This window comes from Agrobacterium sp. Azo12, from assembly GCF_029193765.2.
Classification (GTDB): Bacteria; Pseudomonadota; Alphaproteobacteria; order Rhizobiales; family Rhizobiaceae; genus Agrobacterium.
This window is the reverse complement of record NZ_JARFYO020000001.1, coordinates 831,581-849,587: the sequence shown is the minus strand read 5'-3', so window position 1 is coordinate 849,587 and position 18,007 is coordinate 831,581. Positions and strand designations below refer to the sequence as shown.

The 18,007-nt window shown below is 55.8% G+C and carries 10 protein-coding genes and 1 tRNA gene; 5 read left to right on the top strand and 6 right to left on the bottom strand.

Features of this window, described 5'->3' with window-relative positions; all coding sequences use genetic code 11:
- Positions 1 to 11: 11 nt before the first annotated feature.
- The 3 genes from PYL13_RS03835 to PYL13_RS03825 all read right to left on the bottom strand — a co-directional run bounded on the left by PYL13_RS03835 (position 12) and on the right by PYL13_RS03825 (position 2,247).
- Entirely contained in the window at positions 12 to 1,004 is a 993-nt protein-coding gene (locus tag PYL13_RS03835) for a BMP family lipoprotein (RefSeq protein WP_192486948.1), read from the bottom strand.
- Positions 1,005 to 1,214: 210 nt separating this feature from the next.
- The gene (gene msrA, locus PYL13_RS03830) at positions 1,215 to 1,865 is read right to left on the bottom strand and encodes a peptide-methionine (S)-S-oxide reductase MsrA (protein ID WP_275640527.1); all 651 of its coding nucleotides are present in this window, start codon (positions 1,863 to 1,865) and stop codon (positions 1,215 to 1,217) included.
- A 67-nt stretch (positions 1,866 to 1,932) separates the two neighbouring features.
- Positions 1,933 to 2,247 (bottom strand): hypothetical protein, encoded by a 315-nt coding sequence (locus PYL13_RS03825; protein ID WP_275640526.1) that lies wholly within the window; start codon positions 2,245 to 2,247, stop codon positions 1,933 to 1,935.
- Between the two features lie 215 nt (positions 2,248 to 2,462).
- Here PYL13_RS03825 and PYL13_RS03820 point away from each other — a divergent pair.
- Positions 2,463 to 2,552: transfer RNA gene (locus PYL13_RS03820), tRNA-Ser, on the top strand.
- A 97-nt stretch (positions 2,553 to 2,649) separates the two neighbouring features.
- Here PYL13_RS03820 and PYL13_RS03815 read toward each other — a convergent pair.
- Positions 2,650 to 3,561, bottom strand: coding sequence for a LysR substrate-binding domain-containing protein (locus tag PYL13_RS03815; protein WP_275640525.1), 912 nt, complete (start codon positions 3,559 to 3,561; stop codon positions 2,650 to 2,652).
- 95 nt (positions 3,562 to 3,656) lie between these two features.
- Here PYL13_RS03815 and PYL13_RS03810 point away from each other — a divergent pair, with 95 nt between their 5' ends.
- The gene (locus PYL13_RS03810; RefSeq protein WP_275640524.1) at positions 3,657 to 4,943 is read left to right on the top strand and encodes an MFS transporter; all 1,287 of its coding nucleotides are present in this window, start codon (positions 3,657 to 3,659) and stop codon (positions 4,941 to 4,943) included.
- Here the strand turns inward: PYL13_RS03810 and PYL13_RS03805 are convergent.
- Complete coding sequence (locus tag PYL13_RS03805; RefSeq protein WP_275640523.1) at positions 4,935 to 5,384, bottom strand: GNAT family N-acetyltransferase; 450 nt, start codon at positions 5,382 to 5,384, stop codon at positions 4,935 to 4,937. The genes PYL13_RS03810 and PYL13_RS03805 overlap by 9 nt on opposite strands.
- Positions 5,385 to 5,549: 165 nt before the next feature.
- Here PYL13_RS03805 and PYL13_RS03800 point away from each other — a divergent pair, with 165 nt between their 5' ends.
- From PYL13_RS03800 to glf, 3 genes are all read left to right on the top strand, one after another.
- Positions 5,550 to 7,592 carry an O-linked N-acetylglucosamine transferase, SPINDLY family protein gene (locus PYL13_RS03800; RefSeq protein WP_275640522.1) on the top strand — a complete coding sequence of 681 codons (2,043 nt, stop codon included), beginning with the start codon at positions 5,550 to 5,552 and terminating at the stop codon, positions 7,590 to 7,592.
- Between the two features lie 329 nt (positions 7,593 to 7,921).
- A complete protein-coding gene (locus PYL13_RS03795) occupies positions 7,922 to 14,467 on the top strand; it encodes a beta strand repeat-containing protein (protein WP_275640521.1) in 6,546 nt (2,181 codons plus the stop codon).
- Between the two features lie 194 nt (positions 14,468 to 14,661).
- Positions 14,662 to 15,843, top strand: coding sequence for a UDP-galactopyranose mutase (gene glf, locus PYL13_RS03790; protein WP_275640520.1), 1,182 nt, complete (start codon positions 14,662 to 14,664; stop codon positions 15,841 to 15,843).
- Between the two features lie 123 nt (positions 15,844 to 15,966).
- Here the strand turns inward: glf and PYL13_RS03785 are convergent, their stop codons facing one another.
- Positions 15,967 to 17,895: an O-linked N-acetylglucosamine transferase, SPINDLY family protein gene (locus PYL13_RS03785; RefSeq protein ID WP_275640519.1), complete on the bottom strand. Its 1,929-nt coding sequence runs from the start codon at positions 17,893 to 17,895 to the stop codon at positions 15,967 to 15,969.
- Positions 17,896 to 18,007: the final 112 nt, after the last annotated feature.

The following is an 18,007-nucleotide window of genomic DNA, read 5'->3' as shown; positions in this document are numbered from 1 at the left end:
CAAATGTCATATCATTTCGGGCAGGAGTTATCCGACATATAGTCGTGGACCTTTACGGTACCGGCAATGATGTCAGCCTTTGCCTTGTCAACGGCCGCAACCATTTCAGGCGTGATGAGCGCCTTGTTGTCGTTGTCGAGCGCATAGCTGACGCCGTCTTGAGCAACGCCGAGCGCCTGAACACCACCGGTGAACTTGTCGTCCTGGGTGTCCTTATAAGCATTGTAGACGGCCAGATCGACGCGCTTGACCATCGAGGTCAGCACGGAGCCCGGATGCAGGTGGTTCTGGTTGGAATCCACACCAATCGAGAACTTGCCATTGTCAGCAGCTGTCTGGAGAACGCCGAGACCGGTTGCACCGGCTGCCGCGTAGATGACGTCCGCACCCTGGTCGATCTGGTTCTTGGTCAATTCACCACCACGAACTGGGTCGTTCCATGCAGCACCGGTGGTTCCGGTCATGTTCTGGAAAACTTCGATCTTGTCGTTGGCAGCCTTTGCACCCTGCACATAACCGCAACCGAACTTGCGGATCAGCGGAATGTCCATACCACCGATGAAGCCGACCTTACCGGTCTTGGAGGCCATGCCGGCCAGCAGGCCAACGAGGTAAGAACCTTCTTCTTCCTTGTAGACAACCGATCGGACGTTCGGCAGCTCGACAACGGAGTCAACGATCACGAACTTCGTGTCAGGATATTCTGCAGCAACCTTTTCCATGGCCGATGTCCATGCAAAGGAAACGGCAACAACAGGGTTGAAGCCCTTGCTTGCAAAGTTGCGAATGGCCTGCTCACCCTGCGTGTCGCTGGTTGGCTCGAAATCGCGGAATTCGATGCCGGTGTCGGCCTTGAACTTCTCAGCGCCGGCAGCGGCAGCTTCGTTGAAGGATTTGTCGAATTTACCGCCGGTACCATAAACCAGCGCCGGCTTGATATCTGCTGCCAATGCAGATGCAGACATCGCAGCCATGGCGAAGAGAGTCAAAATGGATTTTTTCATTCGTGCAGCCCTGTTGTTGCAATTGATCTTATCAGGTCCTCCCGCAAGCCCTTAACAGGCATGTCTGCGGAACCGCCAGCCCTTTTTGGAGGCTGTGCTTGTTTTTATCCTTGCATGCCTGCACGAAAAATTCATCCGGTTTTTTTACCCGGTGGAAAAACTCGTAAACGTCTGTTTTTTGAGCTTTCCGCCGGGCATTTTGATCAAAAACTAGCCGATATTGCAGCTGACGCCAGTGCCGCGAAGCCCGCAATATCCACCAGGATTTTTAGCAAGATATTGCTGATGATAGTCCTCGGCGTAATAAAACGTTTCTAGTGGCTCTATCTCTGTTGTGATAGGCGCCGGTTTTCCCGCATCCGTCAAAGCTTGCTGGAAAACGTCGCGCGCATGCAACGCTTCATCCAGTTGTTCCTGCGTTGTGGCGTAGATCACAGAACGATAGGTCGTGCCGATATCATTGCCCTGACGCATGCCCTGTGTTGGATCATGTTCCTCAAAAAACAGCTTCAACAGCGCGGAAAGCGGAACGACGGACGGGTCATAAACGACCTTTACCACTTCGGCATGACCGGTGCGGCCTGTGGTTGTTTCCTGATAGGTCGGGTTTGGGGTCAAACCGCCGGAATAACCAACAGCCGTTACCCAGACGCCGGGCACTTTCCAGAAAAGACGCTCAGCGCCCCAGAAGCAGCCCATGCCAAGATAAATAACCTGCGTCCCCTCAGGGTATGGTTCTTTCAGTGCATGGCCATTGACGAAATGGGTTTCCGGCACCGGCATAACCGTGTCGCGGCCGGGCATGGCCGAATCAATTGTCGGCATTGTTGTTTTCGATGCATAGCTATCGAACGTGAACATATCTCTTCTCCAGCAGATCAAACGATCCGTTTGCTTGAGGTTTCACATGCAGCGTGGAGCGGGACTGTCAGCCAAAGCGGCTGCGGATTTGCGGTTTGCGATAACCGGCCATCCAAAACAGCAATGCCAAAGCAAGAAACAGTGCGAAGGCAGGAAGACTGTTCAACCAGGCTACCAGCCATCCCCAGGCGTCGGGATGAATATAGTGCGTCACCGTGCCTTCTGCCATGGTCAGCGATGACGGATAAATATCCTTCCAGGCAGCAATTGTGCTGGTCATATCAACCGAAGAAGTGGCGACGGAGCGGATAGAATCAAAGGTCCCCGCAACAATGGCCACACACAGGAGCACGAAACTCAGGATTCTCGCCAAAGATTTCAATGCCGTATATCCTCACAGGCTGCACAGGGAAAATCATCTCGTCAGAACCTTAGAATTAAAGGCCGAAAAGGCGATTTGCAATCGCGCTATACACAGGCTTTTGCACCGCGATAAAAAAAAGTGTCAAATTGCGGTTGATCCTTTGAGATTCATCGGTATATATCGCGCCGTTCCAGTTGATTTGCAGGTTTCCAAAACATGCAGTCTCTCATGAAGGACAGGTGGCCGAGTGGTTTAAGGCGCACGCCTGGAACGCGTGTGTGCGTGAAAGCGTACCGTGGGTTCGAATCCCACCCTGTCCGCCATATGCTCTTCAAAAACTTCCCTTGAATGCATGCCAAGCGATAGATCGCTCTCGCTCCAATCAAGCTGCCGGCAGGATAGATTGGTTTTCTGAAAGCTCTATGACAGACCTTCTCCGTCTCCCGATTTGAGGCTACGCGCCACCCTTGTGAAATTCAGGGCCGATTGCGATGGCCGTGTCTTGAGATGCGCGACCGCAAGATCGACGGTTGGCTGTTCGTTGCGCAGCGTCAGGAATGCCACGCCCACGACATTGAACTGAGCCATGGAAGCCGGGACAAGCGAAAAACCCAACTCAGCGGAAACCAGAGACAGGATAGAAGCAATCTGCGGCGCAAACTGTCCGAGCAGCGGTTCAAACCCGGCGCTACGGCAGGCGGCGATGGCGGCCTCATGCAGGCTGACGCCGATTTCGCGTGGTGTAACAATCAGCGGTATTGTGGACAGTGATGCCAGTTCAACATCGGAACCTGCCGTAACCGCCGGATGCGCGACAGGCAGAACTGCGACCAGCGGCTCACGTTTCAGCAAATATTCGCGAATTTCTGGCGGATCTGCACTGTTGGGTCGCAGAATGGCGGCATCGAGCCTGCCTTCTATCAGGCCTGCGGTCAGGGCCACAGAATTGGCTTCCTCAAGCGTCAACTCCACCTCGGGATAGTTGCGATGAAAGGCACGAATGGTTGCCGAAACGATGGGGCTGAGCGCCGCCGTGCCGGTAAACCCGAGCCGCAACCGTCCGGTTTCCCCTCGGGATGCCCTCTGCGCTGCACGAATAGCAGTGTTTGCCTGCGCCGGCATTGTATGCACCGCGTCCCAAAAAGCCTGGCCCGCCTCGGTCAGTTCGGCACCGTGCGACAGACGATGGAACAACTGAGTGCCGACTTCAGCTTCCAAATCCCTGATCTGGATACTGAGCGGTGGCTGGCCTATGCCCAACTTGGCAGCGGCGCGGGTGAAGTTGCCTTCCTCAGCGACGGCGAGGAAATAGCGGATATGACGAAGCTCCATGGTATTTACATAACATATCACAAACGCCATTTCCATATATTGGACACATGACCGGTAACGTCAGAAAATGACTGCAACAAAGAAAGTTGCATATCATGTCTCAAGCTTCTGCACTCCAACTGGATGTTGGAACCGACCTATCTCCAAGAAATCCACCGGTTGAAATTCCGCCCGCATGGATCCGGCGCGGGACGCGAGACTATCGCAACGCCGGATATGCGCTGTTTTTTCTCGGTTTTGCGAGTTTTTCGCTGATCTACTGTGTGCAACCGTTATTGCCAGAATTTGCGCGATCATTCGGTGTCAGTCCGGCTGAAAGTTCGCTGGCCCTGTCCTTGACCACCGGACTGCTCGCCGTTTCAATCGTGCTGGCTGGTGCATTTTCGCAGGCGCTGGGACGACGTGGCTTGATGTTCGTTTCCATGTCACTGGCCGCATTGCTCAACATCGTGGCCGGACTGGTTCCCAGCTGGCACGGGCTGCTTGTGGCGCGCGCACTGGAAGGTGTGGTGTTGGGTGGCGTACCTGCCGTAGCCATGGCATGGCTGGCCGAAGAAATTGATCCTGCCCATCTTGGCAAGGCGATGGGCCTTTACATTGGCGGTACCGCCTTTGGGGCAATGATGGGCCGTGTCGGAATGGGTCTGGTGACCGATTATGCCTCCTGGCACGTCGCCATGATGGTTCTCGGGGTCTTGTGTCTTGCCGCTGCGGTTGCCTTTCTGAAGTTGTTACCGCCATCACGAAACTTCGTGCGTCAGCCAGGCTTTAATCCTCGCTTTCATATCGAGGCCTGGGGCATACACTTGCGCAATGGACGGTTGCTTAGGGTCTACGCACTTGGCTTCACGCTCACCAGTATCTTCAGCGCCTTGTTCAACTATACGACCTTTCGTCTTTCCGGCACGCCCTATGCACTCAGCCAGTCGCAGGTCAGCCTGATCTTTCTTGCCTTCGCGCTCGGGATAGTCTCATCCTCGGTGGCCGGTGGCCTTGCGGATAAGTTCGGCCGCAAACCATTGTTGCTTGCCGGTTTCGCGATCATTCTGGTCGGAGTGTTGCTGACCGTTTCAACGTCGCTCGTCATCATATCAGCAGGCATTGCGCTTGTCGCAACCGGCTATTTTATCGGCCATTCGGTGGCGAGCGGTGCGGTTGGTCCGGTCGCAGGCCGCCATAAGGGACATGCGGCATCACTTTACCTGCTGTTTTATTATCTCGGCGCCAGTGTTACCGGTTCTGCCGCAGGCTGGTTCTGGCAGCATGGCGGCTGGTCTGCCGTTGCTGCATTGACCGGTGGCTTTGCCTTACTCGGCACGGTGCTCGCTCTGACCCTGCCTCGCGCGAATGTAAAACCCAGGCCGAACCAGTTTTCACAATAAAAGCACCATATCATGGCGGTCGAGACCGGGACCGTAACCGTCCTTCTCGACCTTTTCAACGGAAAAACCAAACCGCGAATAGAAAGCGTGAGTGTGCTGGCTGGTATCGAGGCGAACGCGCTGGACAGATGGCTGTTTGCGGATGGCCTGTAAACGTGAGTCCGTCAGCAACCGGCCAAGTCCTTGGCCATGCATTGATTGATCGACCATGCCCCAGCAGAGGCCAGCGGTTTGGCCTTCATCTTCCATTACATGGCCACCGCAGGCGATGATCACGCCGTCGTTTTCGATTACCAGAAAAGCAGTCCTCAATGAAGGATCCTGCAGGAAAGTTGCAAAAGTCCTCCGCTCGGAAGGGTCGAAAAACTTCGGCACATTGCTGTCGAACAGACGCAGGCACGCCTGCCGGTCCAATGCTGTATAAGGCCGGATATTGGTCATGCGTTTTTTTAACGTTGGCCTGAGCTCGTGTAAACGGCATGCCCTTCCCTGCCGCGTCTTCCGGCAGCCTGTCCAGTCCAACGCAAGCTAGACAAATTAGGGAACGCTGACGACCTGTTACCAAATTCAAGCACTTTCAGTCTGCTTGCCTGTTGTGGAGTACTCATGTCCAACGATCCAGCTCTTGCATCCGCTGGCGCAGTAGCTCTCACAGGCGCTTTGCACAAGGCACGCCACGGGCAGCTTTCACTGCTCGAACTGTTCCAGATTACCGAAGCGTTGAATGCCGCCGGTCATCACGGGGCTGCCGGTGATTTCTACAAGACATGGGTTGCCTTTAACGACACAAACCCGCTGCTTCATCTTGCCTACTTCAACTATTCGGTCACGCAGAGCCAGATGGGCGATATTGCCGGTGCCGTGCAGTCATTGCGCGCCAGCGTCAATTTCAATCCGCAATTCGGCGCAGCCCACATCAATCTGGGCCGTGCGCTGGAAGATTCCGGCCTTGCCCGACAGGCGATTGAACAGTGGCGAACCTTTACCGAAGCCACCAACGACATCACCCCTGAACGGATCAATCATCGCCTGATGTGCCTGCAACATATTGGCCGCGTGATGGAAGGGGCTGGCCTGCTGGAAGATGCAGAAACCACCCTGTGGCAGGCAATGGAATTGAAGCCTGAAAGGACCGAGGCCGGTCAACATTGGTCGTCGCTGCGTCAGCGCCAGTGCAAATGGCCGATCCTTACGCCATCGGAACATGTACCTGTCGACCGACTGATTGATTCCATGTCTCCGCTGACACTGGGTTGTTATTCCGATGACCCACTATTCCAGCTGGCCAAGGCCTACCGTTATCACAAGTCGCTTGTCGGACGCCCCGATACCAGTGGTTTTGTTCGCAAACAGGTAAAGCAGAAAACCGGTACCGGGCAGCGTTTGCGCATCGGTTACGTATCGTCGGATTTGCGGGAACATGCCGTCGGTTTTGCGCTGTGTGAAGTGCTGGAACTTCACAACAAGGACAGTGTCGAAATCTTCGCCTACTATTCCGGCGACGACCGCCCGCTTGATGCCACCCAAAACCGTATCAAGGCAGCAACCGACAACTGGCGCGACATCACAGCCATTGCCGATGTTGACGCAGCGCGGATCATCTACAATGACGATATCGATATTCTCATCGATGTGAACGGCTACACCAAAAACGCCAGAACGAAGATTTTTGCATATCGTCCGGCACCGGTCATTGTCAATTTCTGCGGTTATCCCGGCACGATGGGCAGCCCGTTCCACAACTACATCATCGGTGATGAACACACCGTGCCTCCATCGAGTGAAATCTATTACACCGAGAAGGTTCTGCGCATTGCCTGCAATCAGCCGGTAGACCGCAAGCGCGTTATCGCACAACGTCCGGACCGCGCGTCCACCGGCCTGCCGCAGGATGCCTTTGTCTACGCGTCATTCAACGGCATGCAGAAAATCACCGAAAACTGCTTCGGCAGATGGATGGCCATTCTCAAAGCCACACCGGGAAGCGTATTGTGGTTGCTGGCCGGAGACGAGCCCGTCAATCAGCGCCTGCGCCAATTGGCAGAGCAGCAGGGTGTGGACCCGCAGCGTCTGATCTATGCACCGAAAGCTGCCAATCCTGATCATCTTGCCCGGATCGGTCTTGCCGACCTTTTTCTGGATACGTTCCCTTACGGCGCACATTCCACCGCCGCCGACGCCATCACCATGGGCCTCCCGGTCTTGACCATGCCGGGTAAAACCTTTGCCTCGCGTTTCTGCACAAGCATTATCAGCGCAGCGGGCATTCCAGAACTGGCATGCGCATCTCCCGACGACTACGTGGCGCGCGCCATTGCCTTTGCGCAGGATCCCCAAAGCCTGGCAGCAGTCCAAACATCACTGCAGGAACAGCGCGAAACAAGCACACTGCGCGACATGCCTGCACTGGCCGCACGGCTTGAGGAATTGTACTGGCAGATGCAGGTTGCAGGCGAGCGCGGTGAGACACCGGTTCCGGACCTAACAAATCTCGATCTCTATTATGAGATTGGCAGCGAAATCGTGGCTCAGCATGTGGAATTCGAGGACGACGAAAGCCTCAGGAATCGCTACCTCGAAAAACTGGCAACACGCGACAACTACAGCCCGGTTGCCCATGATTGCCGTTTGTGGCTACAGACGAAATAACGACGGATGGTCCTGCTTTTCAAACACCTTCTGCGGTTGTCGCAATGCGGCAACCGGCCAGTGTCCCATGCCGCCGTCTATCAGCCCCTGTGAATAATAAAACCGTGGGTTTTATCAATCGCCTCAGATCAGCCTCAGGCAAGCATGTTTCAGCATAAATCGCGGCAGTGTGCAGGTGTCAAATCGCATGCATTTTCAGGCTGAACAGGCGGCAGATGATATTGCCAGCCCGAAACTCACGAAAATGACAGTTACTGTTCTGACGTTTTCCTTTCGAAGGCCTGCAAAGCAGCACGTCAAGCGGTGAGATACATCAAAAGGCTTCGTTTATGATTTCGAATATTTCTTCACTGACCGTCAGCCAGATCAAGTTGCTCTCGACTGCCGATATTGCGGCGCTAAAAACAGACGATATTGCCGCCCTGTCGACGACACAGATCAAGGCTCTTTCCTCCACGCAGATTGCTGCGCTGGAGACCGAGGACCTGGCAGCCTTTTCGACAACCCAGGTCAAGGCGATTTCTCCCTCTGCCATTGTTGGATTGACGCTGGACCAGTTGGCTATCCTGTCGTCAGACAAGATCGAAAGTCTCGTTACTGCACAGGTCGCGGCACTTAACACCCAACAGATCGTCGGGCTAGATTCGATCCAGATCAGCGCCCTGACCTCCACACAGATTGCCGCCTTGACGGCGCTCCAGGTTGCCAGCCTGTCGAGTGAAGATATTGCCACATTTACACCGGCGGAAATTGCCGCTCTCAGCACATCGGCGCTTGCCAGCCTTTCAACCGCCAATATTGCCGCTTTGAGCTCCGAGCAGGTTGCTGCCCTCAAGACCAACCAGATTGCGGCGCTCAAGACAACGCAGATTGCCGCCCTGAGTTCAGGCCAGCTTGCAGCCCTTTCGACCACACAGGTCGCCGCATTCGGTTCTGCACAAATCAAGGTTCTTTCCACCGACAATGTGAAGGCTCTTTCCGCCGAGCAGGTTGCGGCGCTGAACGTCAAGACCATTGCGGGCCTAACGACCGACCAGATTGCTGCGTTTTCGACAACGCAGGCAGAGGCGTTGACCTCGGCGCAGGTCGCAGGGCTCAGTTCCGCGCAGATCGCCGCACTTTCCAAGGAAGATTTGGCCACCTTCTCGACGGCCGATATTGCGGCAATCAGCACCGCTGCCATTCTCGGTCTTTCCACGGCAAATATTGCGGCCCTGACAACCGCGCAGCTGGCGGCACTGAAAAAGACACAAGTGACGGCGCTGAGCGCCGCACAGATTGGCGCACTGACCTCAAGCCAGATGTCAGCCCTGTCCTCGACACAGATTGCCGCTCTGACCTCCACGCAGGTTCGCGCGCTGTCGACGGAAAGTGTGGCCGCCCTGTCAACCGACCAGCTGGCCGCGCTCAGTAGCAAAGCAACGCCTGGCTTTACGACTGAGCAGTTGCATGCGCTGTCGACATCCCAGACGGCTGCCATGACAACGCTGCAGATCGCGGCACTGACAACTGCGCAAGTTGCGGTTCTAAGCTCGGCACAGCTTCATGCATTGACCTCCGCCCAGGTGGCCGCGCTGACCGCTGCACAGGTCAAGGCAATTAGCACTGAGAGCCTTTCAGCTTTGTCGACGGACCAGGTCGCTGCACTCGCAACAAAGGCAATCCCTGGCCTGACGTCTTTGCAGATCAAGGCACTGACGACTGCCCAGGTTGAGGCCTTGAATTCGGCACAGATTGCCGCACTGACCAGCACGCAAACAGTTGCGTTGACGGGCGAATATCTGTCGAAATTCACAACGGCTGAAATTGCAGCTCTCAGTACATCTGCCATCTCGGGTCTTTCGACCGAAGCCTTGGCGTCGTTGAGCACGGCTCATACTGAAGCCTTGAAGACCACGCAGATTGCTGCCCTGAAAACATTGCAGATCGCAGCCCTGACATCACATCAGATCGATGCGCTGTCGACCACGCAGATTGCAGCATTGAGTTCCGCTCAGGTGCGTGCACTGACGACGGAAAGCATTGCAGCACTGGATGCCGACCAGATCCTTGCTCTGTCTGCCAAGGCTATTGTCGGCCTGTCGACCGCTCAAATCCAGACACTGTCAACGGCTCAGGCTGCGGCGTTGAACTCGACGCAGATTGCCGCGCTGACGGCTGCGCAGGCTGGCGCCCTGACCGGCGAATATCTGGCCACCTTTACAACAGCCGAAATTGCGGCCCTCAGCACAGCCGCAATTGCTGGCCTGTCGACCTCTGCGGTTGCCAGCTTGCGGCAGGAACATCTCAGCGCACTCAAGGCAACGCAGATTGCAGCGCTGACCTCCGGACAGATCACCGCGCTGACATCAGATCAGGTCGAAGCATTTTCGACGACGCAAATTGCCGCTTTGACATCGACACAGAGCAAAGCCTTGTCGACGGAAAGTGTGGCGGCACTGACTGCCGAACAGATTGCCGCGTTGAATGTAAAAGCCATTGCAGGACTGACATCGACACAGATTGCCGCATTGTCGGCCATTCAGTCGGAAGCGCTGACGTCGTCGCAGGTGGCAAGCCTCACCTCCGCGCAGGTTGCCGTCCTGCCGGGCGAATATCTGGCAACTTTTACCCCGGCCGAAATTGCCGCCCTCACCACCTCAGCCGTGTCAGGTATTTCCACCGACAGTCTTACCGCACTCAGCTCGGAACAAATCGCCGCCCTCAAGACCAGTCAGGTTGCAGCCCTCAATACAAAACAGATGGCTGCGCTGACCACAGGCCAGCTCGCAGCCCTATCTTCTTCCCAGGTCGCAGCCTTCTCCTCGACACAGGTCAAGGCGCTCTCGACAGAAGCCGTCACCACGCTGTCGACGGACCAGATTGCAGCCTTGAGCACCAAGGCACTTCCGGGCTTGAGCTCCGCGCAAATGACCGCGCTGTCGTCCACGCAGCTTTTTGCGTTGGGCACCGCACAGATCAACGCGCTCGGCTCCGCCCAACTGGCCGCATTGGCAACCGAGAAAATCACGGTTCTGTCGACAGACCAAATTGCTGCACTCAACACCAAAGCCATCTCCGGTTTGAGCTCGCAGCAGATAGCGTCACTGTCAACGGCCCAGGCTGAGGCCCTGACATCGGCGCTTGTTGGCGCCATGACATCGACGCAGATCGCCGCACTTTCCAGTGAAGATCTGGCGACCTTCTCGACCGCTGACATTGCCGCCATCAGCGCATCCGGCCTTGCCGGACTGTCGTCGGCCAATATGGCTGCACTCAGCTCTGAGCAGATTGCTGCACTCAAGACCACACAGATTGCCGCACTTAATTCTGCACAGATTACCGCACTGTCTTCGGAGCAGATTGTTGCTCTCGCCACCACCCAGATCAACGCATTAAGTTCGACCCAGATCGCTAACTGGTCGAACAGCATGATTGCGGCCCTGTCGACCGATCAGATTGCGGCGCTTAACACCAAGACGGTTGCTGGCCTTTCAACGGCACAGATTGATACGCTGTCGACCGCCCAGGTCGAAGCGTTGACGGCACTTCAGGTGGCAGCTCTTAGCTCGACACAGATTTCGATACTGACGCCTGAGGATCTCGCAACATTCTCGACGGCGGATATTGCTGCTATTGCCTCGTCGGCATTGGCCGGCCTGTCGACTGCCAATATTGCAGCCTTGAGTGCCGATCAGGTCGCAGTGTTGACCAGCGCGCAGATTGCAGCGCTTAAAACCAACCAGATTACCGCCCTGACCACCGGGCAGTTCAATTCGCTGTCGACCAGCCAGATATCGGCGCTGACCTCGGCGCAGGTTGCGGTTTTGCCAAACGACCGGATTGTCGCCCTGACAACGCAACAAATCGAGGCACTGAACACCAAGGCGATTGCCGGCCTGACAACGGCTCATATTGCCGCCCTGTCGACCAATCAGGCAGAAGCCCTGACATCTGTGCAGGTTGCAGCCTTGAGCTCGACACAGCTGGCAGTGTTGTCGAAAGAAAAGCTGGCAACATTCTCGACCGAAGATATTGCAGCCATCAATACCGGTGCCATTGCAGGCATTCCGACATCCAACATCGCATCGCTGAGCGACGAACATGTCTCTGCGCTGACGAGCGCACAGATCGCCGCACTGGGTTCAACACAAATTTCTGCCTTGTCGACCGGCCAGCTTTCGGCCCTGACCACGGCACAGATCAACGCGTTGAACTCCACGCAGATCAAGGCACTGTCGACGGATAGCATTGCGGCGCTGACCCCGGACCAGATTGCAGCGTTGAACGCCAAGGCAATTCCAGGCCTCACGACCGGCCAGATTACCGCCTTGTCGAGCGAACAGGCTGAAGCTCTGGTATCTTCACAGGTCGCAGCGCTCGGTTCCGCACAGCTGGCAGCGCTTAGCACGGAAAAGCTGGCAACCTTCTCCACAGAAGATATTGCCGCCATCAATGCGAGTGCCATTGCCGGTCTTTCGACCGCCCATATCGCGAAGCTGAGTGGCGACCAGTTGTCGGCTCTAACAAGTGCACAGGTTGGTGCGCTTAGCTCTGCACAGATCACCGCATTGTCTGCAAGTCAGGTCTCTGCCCTGTCGACCGCACAAGTCAACGCACTCGGATCGGCGCAAGTGAAGGTTCTGACCAATGAGAGCATCAGCGCTCTGTCGGCTGACCAGATTGCCGCTTTGAACACCAAAGCGATACCCGGTCTGACAACGGCGCAGATTGCTGCCCTTTCGATTGTTCAGGCCGAAGCGCTGAGTTCTGCGCAAGTGGCAGCACTTGCCTCGACACAACTGGGTGCATTGTCCAAGGAGAAGCTCGCGGTATTTTCGACTGATGACATTGCCGCCATCAACGCCTCTGCTATCCCAGGGCTTTCGACGGCAAATCTTGCGTCACTGTCCAACGACCAGATTGCAGCGCTGATCACCGCACAGGTCGCGGCGATGACCTCGACACAGGTCGGCGCCCTGACCACCGGCCAGCTGGCAACCCTGTCTTCGGCACAGATCGGTGCCCTGACCTCGACCCAGATCAAGGCGCTTTCAACCGAAGGCATCTCCGTATTGACGACGGGGCAGATTGCCGCCTTGAATGCGGCGGCCATTCCGGGTCTCACCACAACCCAGATTGCGTCACTGTCTACCGCACAGGCCGAGGCGCTGACCTCGACCGTTGTGGCGGTCTTGAGTTCGGCACAGATCAACTCACTGTCTACGGACGATATCGTCACGTTCTCGACTGCCGATATTGCCTCGATCAGCACAACAGCCCTTCCCGGCCTGTCGACCGCCAATGTCGCGGCTCTCTCAAGCGAGCAGATTGCGGCACTGACATCTGTGCAGATCTCAGCCATGAGCTCAGCACAGATTGCTGCGTTGACCAGCAGCCAGATCGGCACATTGTCCTCCGCGCAGCTTGGTGCGTTGAGTTCAACGCAGATCAAGGCACTGTCGACGGCGAATATCGCGACACTGTCGACCGATCAGATTGTGGCTCTGGGCACCGGCGCCATTCCGGGCCTGACCACGGCGCAGATTGCGGCGCTGACCACCGCACAGGCAGAGGCACTGACTCCGACGCAGGTCGCGGCCATGGGCTCAACGCAGCTTGGCGCCCTATCAAGCGAGGCACTGGCAACCTTCTCGACAGAAGATATTGCAGCGATCAGTGCGTCCGCACTGCCGGGAATTTCAACCGCCAATACGGCGACACTGAAACACGACCAAGTCGCGGCGCTGACAACCGCACAGATTGCGGCGCTCAGCTCTGCGCAGGTCTCCATCCTCAGCAGTGAGCAAATCGACGCCCTGTCCTCAACGCAAATCAACGCGTTGACCTCGACGCAGGTCAAGGCGCTGACAAGCGAACATCTGTCAGCCTTCTCGACGGCAGATATTGCGGCGATCAATCCGAATGCCATCGCCGGACTGACCTCTTCCAATATTTCCGCCTTGTCATCCGATCAGGTCTCTGCCCTGTCGTCGTCGCAGATCGCTTCGCTGACCTCCTCGCAGATGGAAGCCATTTCGAAAGAAAAGCTGGCAACATTCTCGACAGCGGATATGGCGGCGATCAGTGCCAGCGCAATTTCCGGTCTTTCCACAGCAACGATTGCCTCGCTGTCCAATGAGCAGGTTGCCTCGCTGAGCACCAGTGCCATTTCCGGCCTGACGCCAGCGCAGATTGTTGCACTGTCCACCGCCCAGATCGATGTGCTGTCGTCGGCGCAGATTTCTGCACTGACGGCATCGCAAGTTGCCGCTCTGTCCAGCGAGGATCTGGCAGTGCTTTCAACGGGGGACATTGCAGCGATCAGTGCGTCGGCGATCTCCGGCCTGTCGTCAGCGACAATAGCAACGCTGTCGAACGAACATGTCGCAGCTTTGACCACGGCGCAGATGGCGGCATTGAGCTACCTGCAACTGACATCGGTCACCTCGGCCCAAATCAGCGCCTTGAAGACTGGCCAGATTGCAGCGTTGAATGCCATTCAGGTTGCGGCTTTGGGAACGGCGAACATTGCCCAGTTCTCGACCGAGCAGATCATGGCCATCAGCCCCAAGGCGATTATCGGCCTGACAACAGCACAGATCGGCACATTGAACACCACACAGGTTGAGGCATTGACACCCGAACAAGTGGCTGGATTGAGCGCTGCACAGATTGACGCGCTGAAGACTGCGGATATTGCCACCTTCTCGACTGCAGACATTGCCGCCATCAGCACGGCTGCGCTGGCTGGCCTGTCGACCGGTGATATTTCCAGCCTGTCCACTGACCAGCTCACGGCAATCACCACATCGCAGATCGATGCTCTGGATGCCGGACAGATAGCAGCTGTCGTGTCCGCCTATCACGCCATCCAGTACGGCTTCAAAGCCTGACAAAAGCTCTGGAACTTAGAGTTTTAAGCCCCGCCCACCCGATTAAAGGTGGGCGGGGCTTTGTCATTCTAGACGTGGCGCGGCCCGCAAGCCTGAGAAAAGCTCGGCATGCCACGTGTAGAGCAGCGAAACGGGATTTTTTCGGCTACCTTGAACGCCGCCGAATGACCTTTTGATACGGACAAGCAAAAACCATGCATGATTTTCAGAATGTCGATCTCATCATTGTCGGTGCTGGATTTTACGGAGCAACGATTGCCGAGAGGGTAAGCAACGAGCTTGGAAAGAACGTTCTGATCATTGACCGCCGAAGCCATATCGGCGGCAATGCTTATAGCGAGTTCGATCAGGAAACCGGTATCGAAGTGCATAAATACGGCGCGCATCTTTTCCACACGCCGAATGCAACCGTCTGGAACTACCTCAACCGTTTCACCTCTTTCACCGATTACCGCCACCGGGTCTATTCCAGTTATAAAGATCAGGTCTATGCGATGCCGATCAACCTCGGCACCATCTGCCAGTTTTTCGGCAAGCGCATGTCGCCGGCGGAAGCACGGGCACTGGTCAGTTCGCAGGCTGCGGAACTGGGCGACCGCGTTCCTGAAAATCTGGAAGAAAAGGCAATCTCGCTGATTGGCCGTCCGCTCTATGACGCCTTCATCAAGGGTTATACCGCCAAGCAATGGCAGACCAACCCGAGGGATCTGCCAGCCAGCATCATCACCCGCCTGCCGGTCCGCTACAACTTCGACAACCGTTATTTCAACGACCCCTATGAAGGTTTGCCGACAGACGGTTACACCGCGATTTTCGAACGAATGCTTGATAATCCGCGGATCCAGCTTTTGCTGAACACCGACTTTTTTGAAGTGAAGAGTTCGCTGCCGGCTGGCGTCCCCATCATCTATACCGGACCGATCGACCGCTACTTCGATTACAGCGAAGGTGAACTGGGCTGGCGGACAATCAACTTCGAACAGGAAACGCTCGCCACCGGTGATTTTCAGGGCACCGCCGTCATGAACTATGCAGACGAAACCGTTCCCTATACCCGCATTCTGGAGTTTCGCCACTTCAATCCGGAGCGGCAATACCAGAATGAAAAAACCGTGATCGTGCGGGAATATTCTCGTTTTGCGCAGCGTCAGGACGAGCCTTATTACCCAATCGACACCCGAGGCGATAAGGAACTGTTCCTGCGCTACAAACAGCGTGCAGCGGCCGAAAAGAACATTCATTTCGGCGGACGTCTTGGCACCTATCGTTACCTCGACATGCATCAAGCAATTGGTGCCGCTCTCAAGGCTTACGATACCGTCGTCGTTCCGCATTTCGCATCCGGCAATCCCTTTGAGGCGACGCCAGACGCATGATACGCAAAATCAAAGGGCCAGTGATTTCACAGGCCCTTTTTTTATGGCGATTGTTCCTGATCTCTGGGCATAAAAAAACTGCCGGGAAACCCCGGCAGTTTTTGTCTTCTGTCTCTGATCCTGTCAGATCTTGGCGGGCGGCGCGAAGTCGCCTTCGCGTGCCGGGAATGCCGGTACGTCAAAGTGCTCAGGTGCACGACCTGCCTTGGCTTCTTCGACCATCATTTCGTAAGCGCGTTCCAGATGCTGGCAGAAACGCTCGGCATCGAACAACGGTGCTACAAAACGGTTGTCCATAAGGCGCTGTTTGTATTCAGCAGCCTTCTCGCGGTTTTCGTAGAGAGCAATTGCCTTTTCAAGATATTCGGCATCGTCCTGCGCAACCAGTTCCGGAAGGCCAATTGCATGCAGCAGGCTTTCACTGACGCGCGAGGCAAAGTTGGTGCCGACACGTGTCAGAACCGGCAGGCCAGCCCACAGCTGTTCCGAGGTTGTGGTGTGACCGTTAACCGGGAATGTATCGAGACCGACATCGGCGAGGTTCAGACGGTCAAGGTGCTCTTCGTAGCTTACCTTTGGAGAGAACAGCACGCGCTTGGCACTGATGCCACGGCTGTCCATTTCCTTGAGGATGTTGGTGCGAGCACGTTCATTGTCCACCATGATCCAGAGCAGGCTGTTTTTGCAGCGCTCGAGGATCGTACCCCAGATTTCGATATATTCTGCGGTGATCTTGCGGTTGGCATTGAACGACGCGAAAATGAAGGCATCTTCCGGCAGACCGAAGTCCTTGCGCGTTGCGCCACGCGGCGCAGGGCGATGAACTGGATCGTTCGGCTGATAGGTTTCGGGCAGACGGCAGAATTTTTCGTAGAAGTAAGGCTTGGAATATTCCGGAAGCACAAACCTGTCACCGATGATGTAGTCGATATCCAGATTGATCGATGTACCAGGAAAGCCGAGCCAGGACACATGAACCGGGGCAGTCTCGTGATTCATGATCTGGGTACGGTTACCCTTGGTGTGGCCCTTGAGGTCAACGAGGATATCAATGTTATGCGCGCGAATGGTGTTTGCTGCTTCTTCATCCGTCATATCAACGATACGAACCACATTGCCCCACAGGCTGCGGTCAAACTTGTTGAAGCCGAGGTGTTCTTCCGGTGTGTAGCAGAACAGGGTGATTTCAAAACGGTCACGGTCGTGACGCTCGAGAACGTTGCCCAACAGCTTCATTGTCGCGTGTGCATCCCACAGGTCGTAGGACAGGTAACCAACGCGGATCTTTTCATTCGACCAGTCGTGTGGCCGCGCACGACGGCGCTCTGGTGTACCCGGCTCGTAAGCGCGGGTTGCCATGGCGGCAATCTGGTTCAGCTTTTCATCGCCGCACCACATAAGGCTGTAGAACGGGCTGCCCGCACGGATGATATCGAGGTTACCACCGGCAACTTCGGCGTCCAGAATTGGCTGATGCTTGCGCATGGATTCGAATTCGCAGAACTCACGCGAGTGAATGAGATGCAGCAGGCGCACACCCTGATTGTCCGGGAAGAGTTTCAGCGTGCGGCGGATGGTTTTGAAGTTATCTTCATCATGAGGCGCGTCGGCCAGCAGATGCAGCGCAACGGCAAGATGATTTGGTTTTGCGCTTTCGATCAGAGGCTTTCTCAAGGCGCCCAGAATGTCCTTTTGGCCGCGCTTGATAAAGATGGACGCCATGACAAACGCCACGTCGGCATCCTTGTGAGCCTTGTGAAGGAATTTCTTGGCGATAACGAGCGCTTCATCCTCGTTGCCGCATTCGTAATGCAGCATCATGGCATTGTGCAGATGCCTTTCGGCGTCGGTACCGCCAGCATTGCCAGCAAGCGCGAAAGCAGAGGCAGCCTCTTCCTTCATATCAAGCTTCAGGAATGTCCTGCCCAGCAGCGCGTAGGTTCTGGTGTCCTGTCTGGTGTCCAGCAATCCGTTCAGAACATGCAAGGCGCCGATGTAGTTGCCTTTCTGGTATTCTTGGTTTGCAGTGAGAAAACTTGAATTGATATTCACGTTCAGGACTCCGATGAAGCGATGCTTCGTAAATAGACGGGCGATTCCTTCCAGTTTCCACCATGAAGCTTGCCTGTGGCGGGTGTGATTAACTGTTTACCCTTTGATAACC

Bases quoted from the DNA above. Each gene is read 5' to 3' on its own strand.
- glf (WP_275640520.1), top strand. From the start codon at position 14,662: ATGCATGATTTTCAGAATGTCGATCTCATCATTGTCGGTGCTGGATTT.
- PYL13_RS03810 (WP_275640524.1), top strand. From the start codon at position 3,657: ATGTCTCAAGCTTCTGCACTCCAACTGGATGTTGGAACCGACCTATCT.
- msrA (WP_275640527.1), bottom strand. From the start codon at position 1,865: ATGTTCACGTTCGATAGCTATGCATCGAAAACAACAATGCCGACAATT.
- PYL13_RS03800 (WP_275640522.1), top strand. From the start codon at position 5,550: ATGTCCAACGATCCAGCTCTTGCATCCGCTGGCGCAGTAGCTCTCACA.
- PYL13_RS03805 (WP_275640523.1), bottom strand. From the start codon at position 5,384: ATGACCAATATCCGGCCTTATACAGCATTGGACCGGCAGGCGTGCCTG.
- PYL13_RS03815 (WP_275640525.1), bottom strand. From the start codon at position 3,561: ATGGAGCTTCGTCATATCCGCTATTTCCTCGCCGTCGCTGAGGAAGGC.
- PYL13_RS03795 (WP_275640521.1), top strand. From the start codon at position 7,922: ATGATTTCGAATATTTCTTCACTGACCGTCAGCCAGATCAAGTTGCTC.
- PYL13_RS03835 (WP_192486948.1), bottom strand. From the start codon at position 1,004: ATGAAAAAATCCATTTTGACTCTCTTCGCCATGGCTGCGATGTCTGCA.